The organism is Streptomyces flavovariabilis (assembly GCF_000725785.1).
Taxonomy (GTDB): domain Bacteria; phylum Actinomycetota; class Actinomycetes; order Streptomycetales; family Streptomycetaceae; genus Streptomyces; species Streptomyces hawaiiensis.
The window spans coordinates 326,758-340,703 of record NZ_JNXD01000006.1; the positions used below are offsets into that span (position 1 = coordinate 326,758).

The 13,946-nt window shown below is 68.4% G+C and carries 5 protein-coding genes and 1 pseudogene; 3 read left to right on the top strand and 3 right to left on the bottom strand.

Annotation, left to right across the window (positions count from 1 at the left end; genetic code table 11):
- Positions 1–138: 138 nt before the first annotated feature.
- The 3 genes from IO24_RS0113675 (at position 139) to IO24_RS42025 (ending at position 7,037) form a co-directional block, all read left to right on the top strand.
- Positions 139–2,436: a glycoside hydrolase family 3 N-terminal domain-containing protein gene (locus IO24_RS0113675; protein ID WP_031135444.1), complete on the top strand. Its 2,298-nt coding sequence runs from the start codon at positions 139–141 to the stop codon at positions 2,434–2,436.
- Between the two features lie 100 nt (positions 2,437–2,536).
- A complete protein-coding gene (locus tag IO24_RS0113680) occupies positions 2,537–4,009 on the top strand; it encodes a glycoside hydrolase family 32 protein (protein ID WP_037667825.1) in 1,473 nt (490 codons plus the stop codon).
- A gap of 91 nt (positions 4,010–4,100) precedes the next feature.
- Positions 4,101–7,037, top strand: coding sequence for a discoidin domain-containing protein (locus tag IO24_RS42025; protein ID WP_051905898.1), 2,937 nt, complete (start codon positions 4,101–4,103; stop codon positions 7,035–7,037).
- Between the two features lie 177 nt (positions 7,038–7,214).
- On the opposite strand, the pseudogene IO24_RS42890 reads toward IO24_RS42025, so the two are convergent.
- The 3 genes and pseudogenes from IO24_RS42890 to IO24_RS0113700 all read right to left on the bottom strand — a co-directional run.
- Positions 7,215–7,781 (bottom strand): annotated as a pseudogene (locus tag IO24_RS42890) (transposase); the annotation flags it as partial.
- A gap of 1,384 nt (positions 7,782–9,165) precedes the next feature.
- Positions 9,166–9,750, bottom strand: a complete 585-nt coding sequence (locus IO24_RS0113695; protein ID WP_031135451.1) for a WD40 repeat domain-containing protein — start codon at positions 9,748–9,750, stop codon at positions 9,166–9,168.
- Between the two features lie 363 nt (positions 9,751–10,113).
- Positions 10,114–13,494, bottom strand: a complete 3,381-nt coding sequence (locus tag IO24_RS0113700; protein WP_037667826.1) for a S8 family peptidase — start codon at positions 13,492–13,494, stop codon at positions 10,114–10,116.
- Positions 13,495–13,946: the final 452 nt, after the last annotated feature.

A 13,946-nucleotide genomic window follows, 5' to 3' on the forward strand; every position in this document is an offset into this window, starting at 1 on the left:
CCGTACCGGCCCCGCCCAGAGCGGCGGACGGACGGCACGCGAGCCCCGCCGCGCCGGGCGGCAAGGTTCGCGCGACGAAGCACTCACCGTCGCCCATCAACTCTCTGATCAGTGACGACTCATCTCTTGGAGAACACCGTGGGACAGCCGGTCCACTCTGCCGCGTACCTGGATCCGGAAGCGTCCGTGGAAGCGAGAACCGACGACTTGCTGTCCCGGATGACCCTGCCGGAGAAGGTCGGGCAGCTGCTGATGCTCGACGCACAACACGGGGACCTGGCGGACATCGTGTCGGCCAAGCTGGCCGGGGCAGTCCTGCATGTGTCTCCCGACCTCATGCCGCAGGCCATGGAACTGGCCCGGCGGACACGGCTCGGCATACCGCTGCTGACAGCCGACGACGGCATCCACGGCCACTCGTTCTGGCCGGGGGCGACCATTTTCCCGACCCAGCTGGCCATGGCCTGCACCTGGGATCCCTCCCTGCTCCACCGAGTCGCCCGAGCGGCCGCGACCGAAATCGCGGCGACCGGAATCCACGGGACGTTCTCCCCGGTCCTGTGCATCACCCGGGACCTGCGCTGGGGCCGGATCAACGAAACGTTCGGCGAGGACCCGTTCCTGATCGGTGAACTCGGGGCGGCCATGGTGCGCGGCTACCAGGGCGACGGCCTCAGCGACCCGACAGCCGTGCTGGCGTACGCCAAGCACTTCGCGGGCTACTCCGAAACCCTGGGCGGGCGCGACGCCAGCGAAGCCGATCTCAGCCCCCGCAAGCTGCGCTCGTGGTTCCTGCCCCCCTTCGAGCAGGCGGTACGGGCCGGCTGCCGCGGCTTCATGCTCGGCTACCAGTCCATCGACGGGGTGCCCATCACCGCGCATCAGTGGCTGATCAACGACGTGCTCAAAGGCGAGTGGGGCTTCACCGGCACGCTGGTGACCGACTGGGACAACGTCGGCCGGATGGTCTACGACCAGCGGACCTGCGCCGACTACGCCGAGGCGGCGGCGGTCGCCGTCAACTCCGGGAACGACCTCATCATGGCCACACCGCAGTTCTTCGAGGGCGCCCAGGAGGCGGTCGCCCGCGGCCTGATCGAAGAGAAGCAGATCGATGACGCGGTACGGCGGGTTCTGCGGCTGAAGTTCGAACTCGGGCTGTTCGAGGACCCCCGCGCCCCCGACCCCGACCGGCAGGCGCAGGTGATCGGCTGCCGCGCACACGCCGACCTCAACCTCGAAACCGCCCGACGCTCCCTGGTGTTGCTGCGCAACGAGGGGATCCTGCCCCTCGAGGGCGGGCTGACCTCGGACGGAACCGGCCGCGCCGCGAGCCGAGGCAAGCAGCGGACGATCGCGGTCATCGGCCCCAACGCCGACAGCACGCAAGCCATGCTCGGCGACTGGGCGGGCGCCACCGGCCAGGTCCCGTGGATGCCCGACGGACATCCACGCGAGTCGGTGGAGACGGTGCTCGATGGCCTGCGCGCCGTCGCACCGGCCGACTGGACCATCACGTACGCCCGCGGAGCCGACATCGAAAGCCCCGCATCCAACTCCGAGTGGTCCCTCGGGCCCGACGGCCAACCGCAGCCATCCGTTTTCACCCCCGCCCCGGTCGACCAGGCACAGCTTCGGGAGGCCACCGCCGCCGCGGAGGCCGCCGACTACGCCGTCGTGGTCGTGGGGGACACCATCGCCCTCACCGGCGAGGTGCGCTCCACGGCCACGCTCGACCTCCAGGGAGGCCAGATCGCGCTGCTGGACGCGGTCGCCGCCACCGGCACACCGATGATCGTCGTACTGGCCCAGTCCAAGCCGAGCACCCTCCCGGAGTCGGCACTGAACGCGGCAGCCCTCATCGAGGCGTTCAACCCGGGCATGCGCGGTGGCCGCGCCGTCGCCGAACTGTTTCTCGGACTCATCGATCCCAGCGGTCGGCTCCCGGTCTCGTTCGCGCGCCACGTCGGGCAGCAACCGGTCTTCTACAACCAGGTGCGAGGCCAGCACGGCAACCGCTACGCGGACCTCACACAGGACCCCCTGTTCGCGTTCGGCGAGGGCCTCACCTACACCACGGTCACCTACTCCGACTTGGTCGTGCACGACTCGGAGGTCTCCGCCGACGGCACCGTCGACGCCACGGTGCGGCTCACCAACAGCGGCAGCCGCAGGGCCGTGGAAACGGTCCAGGCGTACGTCAGCGACCTGACCACCAGCGTCACCTGGGCCGAGCAGGAGCTGAAGGGTTTCACCCAGGTTGAAATACCTCCCGGCGAAAGCCTGGACGTCCGCATCAGCATCCCTGCCTCCCAGTGCTCTCTCGTCACAGCCGACAACTGCCGAGTGGTCGAACCAGGCGAGTTCGCACTCCGCGTCGGCCCCAGCTCACGGCGGGAGCAGCAGCTGAGCGTGGAATTCCGCATCCGGACCTGAAGGCCGCACACAGGCTTGAAGACCACCGCCGCGTCGGCCCGCCGCCCCGCCAACCAGAGGGCCGGCGGGGCGGTCCCCTGTCATACCGAAAGGCACGCGTGTGTCCACCCCACCCCGCGATCCACACTTTCCCGTCGCGCACCTGCGCCCGCCCCGCAACTGGATCAACGACCCCAACGGGCTGGTCTTCCACGACGGTCACTACCACGTGTGCTACCAGTACAACCCGCACGGAGCGAACCACGCCAACATGCACTGGGGCCACTTCCGCAGCCCCGACCTGCTGACCTGGGAGCCGCTGCCGATCGCCCTGTCCCCGACCCCCGGTGGCCCGGACGCCGACGGCTGCTTCTCCGGTAACGCCGTCTCCGACGGCGAACGGCTGGTCGCCTTCTACTCCGCGCACCGCGAGGACCGCTCGTTCCAGCACCAGCCGGTCACCCGCGCCGTCTCCCGAGACAGCGGCCGGACGTTCGGCCCGAGTGGTGAACTGGTCATCCCCGAGCTGCCCGAGGGCTGCACCATGTACCGCGACCCGTACGTCTGGCAGGACGGCGACGGCTGGCGGATGCTGGTCGGCGCCGCCCTCGCGGACGGCCGCGCCGCCACCCTCCTCTACGACTCACCCGACCTGGAGAACTGGGCCTACCGGGGGCCCTTCGCCACCCGCCATCCGGAGCCCATCGGTGGCACCGACCTGCTCACCGGGGAGGGCTGGGAATGCCCGCAATACCTCCCGGCAGCCGACGGACGCGGCGCCCTCCTGTTCAGCACCTGGACCGAACCCACCGGTCCGCAGAGTGTCGCGGCCCTGATCGGCGAAGAGCATGACGGCCACTTCAAGGCGGGCTCAGCGGTACCCGTCGACCACGGCCCCGACTGCTACGCCCCCGCCCTGCTGCGGGCACCGGGCGACCGGTGGCTGCTGTGGGGCTGGTCGTGGGAAGCCCGCGACGAAGCATGGGCCGTCGCGGACGGATGGGCCGGGGCCCTCACCCTGCCCCGCGAGATCCACGTCCACGACGACGGCACACTGCGCCAGCAGCCCGCCACCGAACTACTCGCCCTGCGCGGCCGACACACCATCACCGCCACAGGCGCGACGCACGGCTCGCAACCGGTGGACCTCGGCTCCGTGGGCCGCGCCTTCGACCTGACGGCCCGTCTGGAGCCGACCGGAAACGCCGGCCTGCGGCTGCTCACCACCCCGGACGGCTCCGAGTACCTCGACATCCGTCTCGACGTGGACGCGGGCGAACTCGTCGTCGACCGTGACCACGCCTCACTGGACAGCCGGGCCCGCGGCGGTTCCCACCGGATGCCCTGCCCGCCAGACCGGCCCCTAGACCTGCGCGTCGTCGTCGACCACTCCATCGCCGAAATCTTCCTGATCACCACCGGCCAGGTCCTCACCCTGCGCTTCTACCCCACAGGGCAGAGCCCGTGGCGACTTCAGGCCCGCACCGCCCCGGGTACACGCCTCGGCTTCGCGGTCGACGCCTGGGAACTGCACTCGCTCGTGATCAAGGAGCCGAGCACCGGCGCCGCAGAGCCGGCTCCGGCGTCGCCGTAGAACCGACTCCAACCGGTCGATCCCCCACCTCGGCAATGTGTTCCACCCGCTCTCCCAGTACTGAACAAGCAGGTCCGAAGGAGGATCTTCCATGAGGTCATACGGTCTCGGACGACGCCAGTTCCTGGCCACCGCCGTTGGTGTCGCCGCCGCCTGGAACCAGGTTTCCGGGAACGCCATCGCCGCCCCGCAGCTGAAGCAAGCCTCACGTGACAATTCCGTCCGTGTGTGGCTGACGGACGTATCGGCCGACAAGTGGGTCGCGGGCCAGGACGATGTGCTGTTCAAGGCGAAGAGAACGGCCAACCCGCTGACGATCAAGATCGACGACAGCGTCAAGTACCAGAAGGTCCAAGGCTTCGGTGCGGCCATGACCGACTCCTCCGCCTGGCTCCTCGACAAGCTGTCGACCGCCGAGCGGACCAAGCTGATGAAGAAGCTGTTCGATCCCTCGAAGGGAATCGGCCTCAGCCTGCTCCGCTCTCCGATGGGCGCCACGGATTTCAACGCGTCCGGGAACTACTCCTACAACGACATGCCCGCGGGACAAACAGACCCCACGCTGTCCAACTTCTCCGTCCAGCATGACGTGCCGTACATCATTCCGGCCTTGCGGCAGGCCCTCTCACTCAACCCGTCCATCAAGATCATGGCTAACCCGTGGAGCCCACCAGGCTGGATGAAGACCTCCGACTCCATGATCGGAGGCACCCTCAAGAGCGAGTACACCTCCGCGCTGGCCGACTACTTCGTCAAGTTCATCCACGCCTACGGCGAAGCCGGCGTGCCCATCTCCTACATTTCCCCGCAGAACGAACCCATGGGTACTCCCACCTGGCCTGGAATGTTCCTGTCCGCGTACCAGGAAGCCGAGTTGATCCAGGAGATCGGCAAGGCGTTCGAAGCCAACGGAATCTCCACGAAGATCCTGGCCTGGGACCACAACTGGGACGTGCCCTCGTATCCCGAGACGATCTTCAGTGACCCCGCAGCCTCCAAGTACACCGCGGGAACCGGATGGCACATCTACAGCGGCAAACCGAACTACCAGACGGTGGTCCACAACGACTACCCGAGCAAGGAAACCTTCATCACAGAAGCCACCGGAGGCGTTTGGCAGGACAGCGACCAGACGGCGTTCAGCGAAGCACTGGGAACGTGGATCATCAACGGAACGCGCAACTGGGCGAACGGGGTGATGCTGTGGAACATCGCACTCGACCCCGATCGGGGCCCCCTCAACAGCGACACGGACGGCATACCCATGCTTCGGGGCTTGCTCACGATCGACCCGGCCGACGGACGGGTGACCTACAACGTGGACTACCACGCCCTCGCTCACGCCGGCAGGTTCGTCAAGCCCGGAGCACGCCGGATCTACTCGAACACCTTCGGCGAAGGAAGCATAGAGAACGTCGCGTTCCAGAACCCGGACGGATCGAAGGTCCTGATCGCCCACAACTCGGGCAGCGCCGCGAAGACCTTCAGCGTCGCCGACGGGACACACTCGTTCGACTACACCCTGAACGCCGGCGACGCCGTCACCTTCACGTACTCCGGGCCTGCGCAGAGTGGTAGTACCCCCGCAGCGACCAAGGTCTCGGACCCGACACACGACTTCACCTTCAAGTCGGCATCCGGCCCGGTCACCGTCACGTACGACCCGGCACTGCTGCCCTACCAGAACTCCATCCGCACCGGAAACAAGCTGGTCACGTACTCCCTGCCGATCGGAGCTTCCGTCCAGACGACCGGAAGGGCGCTGAGCCGTAACAAGTGGACCGCCACGGCTTCCGCGCAGCCGGACTGGGGGGTGGCCGCGAACGCGATCGACGGCGACATCAACACCAGGTGGAGTCTCGGGCACGGGCCGACGAGCGGCGACTGGTTCCAGATCGACCTGGGGAACCCCACGAGCTTCAACAAGATCGTCCTCGACACCGGCGTGAACAATTCGTTCGACTACGTCACCAGGTACCAGATTTACGTTTCGAACGACGGAGTCGATTGGGGCAGCGCGATTGCGAGCGGCAGCGGGGGCATCGGCAAGATAGCCGTCACGTTGCCGACCCGAACGGCACAGTACATTCGCATCGTCAGTACCGCGGTCTCCGGCTTCTGGTGGGCCATCGGCGACATCGAGGTGTACGGGTCTGCGCGTGGAACCGGCTCGATCACAGCTCCGGCAGCGGTATCGAACGGCCTCCAGCTGAAGAACTGGACCAGCAAGGAAGGGTCGCAGGTCACCGTCGTATTCAACGGGACCGCCGACAGCAAGAGTTTCAAGATATCCACCGACGGCTCGTACACGTATACGCTGCCAAGCGGCACCTCGGCGATGTTCACCACCAAGAAGCTGTCAAGCTTCCCATCGCCGACCTTCAGCGAATTGAAGCCGGAACGAGGAACGCCGCGCTCCAAGTTCACGATTCACGGTTCTGGTTTCGGCGATACACAGGGGCTGGGTACGGTGTATTTCGGATCGAGCTATGCCGAAATAGACACCTGGTCGGACACGAGCATCAGCGCCTACGTTCCGAAGGGGCTTCCAGCGGGAAAGGTCACGGTTTCCGTGAAGGGGGCCAGCGGAGCAGACGCAGGTGGATCATCGTTCGACGTCATAGATCTCGGTCCTGCGCTGCCGCGGACAGGCTGGACCGCAAAGGCTTCGGACGCAAGCCAGTGGGATGCGCCCGGAAACATGCTCGATGGCAATTCCGACACCCGGTACAGCTCCGGAACAGGGCAGTACGACGGCCTCTGGATCCAAGTGGACATGGGGCAGACACAGACCTTCGACAAGATCGTGCTGGATGTCGGCGGCAGTGTCAGCGACTATGCGCGGAGCACAGACGTATACGTATCCACGGATGGAACCGACTGGACCAAGGTTTCTTCCGCAGCGGACGGCCAACGAGTTCACCTGATTTCCTTCCCCACGCAGACAGCTCGCTACATCAAGGTCGTCAACACCGGCAACGTTGCGCGTAGCTGGTGGTCAGTCGCAGAATTCAACGTCTACAACTGACCTCGCGCTTTGAGGGCCGGAGTGGCACGCCTCACCAAGGGTGCCGCTCCGGCCGTAGGCTGACGTTCGTGACGTGGGAGGCCAGCACCGGGGCTCGTGCGGGAGCCACCGGCCCCTTCGCCGTTAGTCCTCGTGCTCCACCTGTCTCGCCTCAGCCACACGGTGAAGGTGCCGAAGCCTCCCGTGATGGTGTCGGCAAGAGCGTCGCCGAGCATGACCGGCTTCACCTTGGCATCTCGCCCTCTCGCTGTCGTAGCCGTTCGCGGCGGAGACGCCGACGACCAGGGGCCCGTTCGCGTCCGACAGGATGTGCATCTTGGAGCTTGCCCGGGTCCACGGGGCTCGGACCTGTGTGTTCGCCCCGCTTTAGCGCGGACCTGGGCGGTGTCGAGGAGGACGCGACGTCGATTAGGCCGGCGTCGTCGAGATGGTGCAGCACGGCCTCGTGCAGGCGGCCCCACACTCCGGCTCTCGACCAGATGAGGAACCGCGGTGGGCGGTCGACTTCGATATCCCGAAGCAGGGTGGCAGAGCTCTCCAGGTGCAGCCGCTGACCAGCACGTAGATGATCGCCGCGAACAGCGTCTCATCAGGCGTGTCCTGCGTTCCACCGCCCTGTGGCCGCACCCGCGACGGCGGGATCAGCGGCTTCGCGATCTCCCACAGTCCGTCCGGAACAATCCAACTGACATATGTGCTCGCGCGTAAAGCGACTCGCCCTGTGCCCTCGTGTGCCTGATATATCGTCAGCTAAGTCAGCATCTGATCAGCATCAGTCCCTGAACATTCCGAGACGGTTGTCTGCGCAGGTGCCTTGGCGACGGCACCGCAGCAGCCGGGTTCGCACGGAGACGCAGGCAGGAAGCATTCGCGCCAGAGTGAAGCGATGTTCCTCACAATCTACGAGTCCAACGCGTGCCGGTGTACTGTAAGGACCGCCCTTGACCTGCAGAAAGCAGGCAGGGAGCCGTCTTCCAGGAGTCCCAAATGCTGCGTACTCTGTTCAAGTCCAAGATCTAGCATTTGGGTATTTCCACAGGTCAGAGCGCTGACCGCCGCCCCCGGGTAAGCAACAGGTCAGCATCGGGCTGGACGATGTCCGGCTTGCTGACCTGCACCCGTGGCAGGGCCTGCTGTGCCGCCCGGCGCCCTGCTCGGAAGGCTTGATACGTGGCCCGACAGCTCGCTCGTGGGATGGGATCCTTCTTCAAGGAGTGCCGTGTTCCAGGCCGATCCGCTGCCCGCACCCGTACACAATTCGGATCCGGGACGCTCTCGGTAAACAGCGTGAAGAGGTCGGCCACGAAACGCAGGACGACCGAACGAGCGCCTGATGCAGATCCACGCGGAGAAAAAGTCAGACGGCGCCATCCGTTTTCCCGCCGGGAACTCGACCAGCGAGCGGTCGCGGAGTACGCGAAGCAGTGGCGACCCCGGCGCGCAGGATGACGGAGTACTCCACGGACTGGCACGTGGACAGCTCCATCAACGTGCACATCGTCCCCCCGCCTCGGATCGAGGAAGCTGCCGGGAGGTCCTCTGCCGCGCTCCGTGCGGCACACATCCTCGATGCGCACTCTGGGATGCTGCCTGAACGCCGCGGAGACCGTCCCGGGTTGGCAATCCAATACGCGACCATGGTGGCACCACAGGCACAGGTTGCAGGGACCGTCCAACGGCGTCCAGTCAATCCAGACGAGTCCGCGGGCAGAGCGCTGTTTCTGACTGTCTTCGGTCTGACCTCGCTCTCCTGGCCGTCCTAAGGCCCTTGATCTTCGACGGGTCGACCGTCCGGACCGGGGACGGCGACGAGCCGGGCCGCGCGCCGGCGGACGCCGTGACCGGAGGCTCGGACGTCCCGTGCGAACAGGCCGCCGTGAGGGTGAGCGCGCCGAGCAGCAGGAGGGAAGGGAGCAGGGGGTGAGAGCGCATGTGACCAGAACCTGAGATGAGGGGACCTTCCGGGCGTCGCGGACCGGACGCCGGTCGGCCGCCGCGTCGGAGGGACGCCGACGGCCGTTGTGGTCTCTGATCGTTCTGGTCAGGGGCGTTTTTCAGCGAGGCCCGGGGTCACTGTGAACAATTCCGGGGCTTTCTGAAGTGGCACTCTGTCCCCTTTTGCGGGTGTTCAGTGCGCCGACGGGCAGACCTGTCGGTACGGCGCGTCGGGGACGTACCGCCGCCACTGCGCCCGGCTCAGCCCGCCACCGGCCCGCTCGCAGAGGGCGCGGACGGCCGCGTCGGGGGCGATGGGGTGGCGTTGCAGCACCACGTTCGGTCCGGTGGCATAGACCGTGCTGTCGTCCCGGCCGAAGGCGAGCGAGCGGATCTGGTCCCCGGGCGTGGGGAGGTCGCCGCCGAGCAGTTGCTGGCTGGCGGTGTCCCACAGTCGCAGGGTGCCGGCGGCTCCCCCCACGGCGAGGGTGCGGCCGTCGGAGGAGAAGGCGAGTGCGCCCACGGCCTCGGCCCGGCTGCTCGGTGCCGTGTCGGCGGTGCCGGTGAGCACCCCCGTGGCGTGGCGCAGGTCGCCGTCCCAGAGGGTCACGTGCCCGGTGGTGTCACCCACGGCGAGCCGGGTGCCGTCGGGGCTGAAAGCGAGAGCGGTGACCTCGCGGCCGTCGGCGAGCGCCCATCCGGTGACCTTGCCGGAGGGCAGGTCGGCGTACTCGTCGGCGGAGCCGACGAGCAGCCGTCCGTCCGGCCGCACGGTCACGGCCTGCCCGAAGAGGCCGTGGCCGCGCAGGGTTCGCGGGCCGCGGTTCGCCGTTGCGGTGGTCGACCTTGAAGACCAGGTCGGCGCCGGAGGTGATGACGTAGGCCCGTCCGTCGTCGCGGTACCCGAAGGCGCTGGGCGCCGCGTCGGCGGAGTCGAGCAGAGGACCGGCGACCGCGGCGCCCCCGCCGAGGACGAGCCCGCCGGCGGCGGTTCTGAGCAGGACATCGCGGCGGTCAGGCGCCGGCGACCGTGTTGGGCCATGGTTGTTCCGTTCGTGAGCGGGAAGCTGATCGAGCTGTGGTGTGTGCGGCGGTGGTGGCCGGGCCGAGCCGGGCCACCACCGCCGCAGGTGCCTTCCGGTTACCGGACGGTGCGGTAGGCGTTGTGGATCGTGCCGGTGTAGGTGTTTCCGGCGGTGTCGGCGAGGGCTGTCCTGAAGGAGACGGCGCCGGGCCTGCTCGGGTTGGTAAGGGTCAGGTATGGCTTGCCGCTCGCCGCGCTGTGCACGGTGACCGGCTTCCAGGTGCGCCCGCCGTCGTACGACACCTTCACCGTCAGCGACTTCAGACGCCCCTTGGCCGCCGCCGGGCCCTGCAGGGACAACGGGACGGTGATCCGGGCGCCCGCCTTCGCCGTGCCGGTCAGGCTCAGCTCGGGATGGAACCGGACGACGGAGAGCGGCCAGGCGGCCGCCCGGGTCTCGGGCGTGTTCGTCGAGGTGAACGTCCACACGCCCTCGACGTGGTCACTGATCTTGTAGCCCTTGCTGCGGTCGGCGGTGATGGACAGCTTGTAGCGCGCCGTCCCGGCCCGCAGGTTGGAGTAGGTGTTCGGGCAGGTGTCCTCGGTGAAGTCGCCTATGACCTTGCCGCCGGAGGTGAGCCGGGTGTGGACACTGTTCTGCGCGGAGTACGAGAAGTCGCCGGGTCCGTCCGAGAACATGGGCACGCACAATGCGTAATACCGTCCGATCCGCAGACCGCCCACGACCTTCGTCGGTGTCACGATCGGGCCGTGGACACCGCCGTCGAGAGTGACGCGGTAGGTACGGTCCGGCTCGAAGCGGCGCGAAGTGGCGAAGGCGGTCATACCCTCTCCGTCCGTACCGTTCTGCGTCCGGGTGCCGAGGATCCAGCGCACGCCGTGGCCGGTCGACAGGTACTGCACGATCTTGGCGGTCGGCGCCGTACGCAGTGGCCCTTCGAGGGTGGACGTGGCCTGGTCGAGCGCTGGCCAGCCCGGCGTGGTCCACGCGTTGTTCTGCGCGGTCTGCGCCTTGGTCAGGGCCGTTGCGACGGAGGTGTTGACCCTGGCCATGCCCCGGTTGGAGGCGAAGGTACGGGTGAGGCCGTCGAAGAAGCCGCCGGTGCGCGTGGTCACCAGGTTGTACGCCGGGGATGTCGCGGTGCGCTGCCAGATGCCGCCGGCCTGGGCGATGAAGGAGCCCGCGGGGGCGTTCGGGCTGACCTGGCCGAGGAAGGTGGTCTTTGCGTCGAGATCGGTGCCGATGGCGAGGTCGTAGGCCGGCTTGGCGCCGCGGGCGGCGAAGACGACCTGGCCGTCGCGGAGGGTGGCCCGGCGGTCCGGAGCGGTCACCTTCACCGGCTTGGCCTTGCGCCCGTCGAGGGCGACGGTGGTGTCGTGGTCGAGTACGAGGTGGGGAGCGACCAACTGGGCGGACCGGCCTGCCGGGGTGATGGTCATCGCGCTGATCGCGTAGCGCCCTCGGGGCAGCCGCAGGGTGACCGTGCCGTTGCGTGCCTTTCCGTCGTCGTAGGGCGTGAACTGCTTGCCCGTGTCCAGGCCCGCCACGGTGACGTCGGGTTCGTTGTCGCGCTTGCCGTCCCGGCGGGTGGTGACCAGGGTCAGCGTGTGCGTCTCCACCTCGCGGTCGACCGCAAGGGCGGTGCGGACGCTCTGTCCGTCACCGCTCGCGGTGACCGCGCCGGAGTAGACGCCGTCGGCGCTGCCGAGGCGGGTGTCGGCCGTGACCGTCGCCTTCGCGTTGCCGCCGGCGGGGACGGTCAGCCGGGCGGGGGAGACGGTGACCATGCCGGTGGGCGCGGCCTTGCCGTCGGGGCCGGCCGCGGTGATGCCCAGGTCCAGGGTGACCGGCCGGGTGCCGTCGTTGCGGTAGGTGAGAGTCCTGGTGACGGGGGTGTCGTCGTCGTGCGGCCAGGGGTCCGGGGTGCCGAAGTCGACCGAGGACGGCTCGCTGCCGACGGTGGTGCCGATCGCCCGGGGCAGGTCGGCCCGGCCGACGCCGACGTCGTACGGAGTCACGCCGCTCAGCGTCCTGGCCGAGGCCGTGAGGGCGGACTTGAGCCGCTCGCCGGTCCAGCGCGGGTGCTCCTGGGCCAGGATGGCGGCGGCGCCCGCGGTGTGCGGGGTGGCCATCGAGGTGCCGGACATCGACACATAGCCGGTCGCCTCGTCGTTGCCCTCGGTGCCGTGCGCGGCCTTCGCGGCGATGATGTCGACGCCGGGCGCGGCGACGTCCGGCTTGAGGCGGCCGTCGGCGGTGGGGCCGCGGCTGGACCAGGAGGCGATCTTGTCGTGGCGGTCGACGGCGGCCACCGTCAGGGCGGCCGCGGCCGCTCCCGGGGAGCCGACGGTGGTGTCCGAGGGGCCGGAGTTGCCGGCGGCGATCACGAACAGGGCGCCGGAGGAGGCCGACAGGTCGTTCACGGCCTTCTCCAGGGGGTCGACGCCCGGGGTGTCGACCTCGCCGAGGCTCATGTTGACGACCCTGGCCCCCTGCGCCACGGCCCACTGCATACCGGCGATGATGTCCGAGTTGTCACCGAAGCCGGTGTCGTCCAGGACCTTGCCGACCAGCAACTCCGCGCCGGGAGCCACTCCCTTGTACTTTCCGCCGCTCTTCGCGCCGGAGCCGACAACGGTGGAGGCGACGTGGGTGCCGTGGCCCTGCCTGTCGTCGGTGGAGCCGGAGCCGCTGAAGTCCTTGGCCTTGAGGATCTTGCCCTTGAGGTCCGGGTGGGTGGCGTCGATGCCGGTGTCCAGGACGGCGACCTTGACGCCCTTGCCGTCGTAGCCCGCCTTCCAGGCCGCCGGGGCACCGATCTGCGCGACCCCTCCGTGCGGGTCGGGAGCGACGGCGGCCTGCGCGCTGATCTTGACCCGCCCGTCCAGCCACACGCGGTCGATACCGGGGGCAGCGGTCACGGCGGAGCGGCCACCGGCGGAGTCGGTCAGCGCCTGCCACACCTTGCCCGTGTCCGGCTTGTCGGTGGTCAGCGCGTCGCCGTGGATGGCCGGCAGCCGGTGCGTGACCTCCGCCGGGCCGGCGAAGAGGGAGTCCCTGGCTTCCTTCTGAACAGCGTTCGAGCCGTCGTAGGAGACGATCAGCGGCACCTGCTTGCGATGGGCGTCGTCGTAGCCGTCCTTGACCAGCTGCGTGACGTCGAACAATCGGCGGTCCAGCCTGCCGCTGCCCAGCAGCCTCGTCGCGTCGAGCGGAACGACATAGGTGTGGCCGGCGACGCGCCGTACCGAGTACCCGATGCCGCTACGGCCCTTGCCCGGCCGGACCTCGACCACCCGGCCGTTGCCGTCCACGCGGACGGTGTCACCGGTCAGCAGCGTCACGCGCGCGGCCGGCTTGGTCAGGCCGCCCGGGGGCACGGTGGACGGTTCGGCCGGCCTGATCGGTGCGGCGGAGGTGACCGTCGCGGTCGCGGTGAGGCCGGCCAGGGCCAGCACGGCGGCGATGCCGCACACCGTCCTGGCGTGCCCGCGCGGTCTCCCGCTGGTCCATTGGCGCTTGTTCCGCAAAGGAAGTGCCCTTTCCCTGTGGTCGGTGCGTGGTCGTACGCAGCCGCGTACGCGAGTGGCAGAGCGGCCCCGAGTCACCGAGGGGAACGGGGCCCGGGGCCGCTTGCCCGAGGGCCGGTGGCGGGGGGTTTGCCACCGGCCCGCACCGACTCTGCAGGCGCGGGGAGTTGTTAAGTAGGCCCTGACCAGCACTGAAAAATGCGGAACGTCGGCTGATGCGCGTCGGTCCCGGCACGGCGCCGCGGTCGCAGGCTGTCAACCGATCAGTTCATGATCGAGGCAGTCGGGCTCGCACTGGGCACCGGAACGGGAAAGGCCGCCAAGTCCGGTGAGGACACCAACGGCCTGAAAGAGCCGAATCGCGGGGAGGGAGCCCCGGTCACCTCGCCGGCGTGGAG

Coding starts and splice junctions, on each gene's coding strand:
- IO24_RS42025 (WP_051905898.1), top strand. CDS start 4,101: ATGAGGTCATACGGTCTCGGACGACGCCAGTTCCTGGCCACCGCCGTT.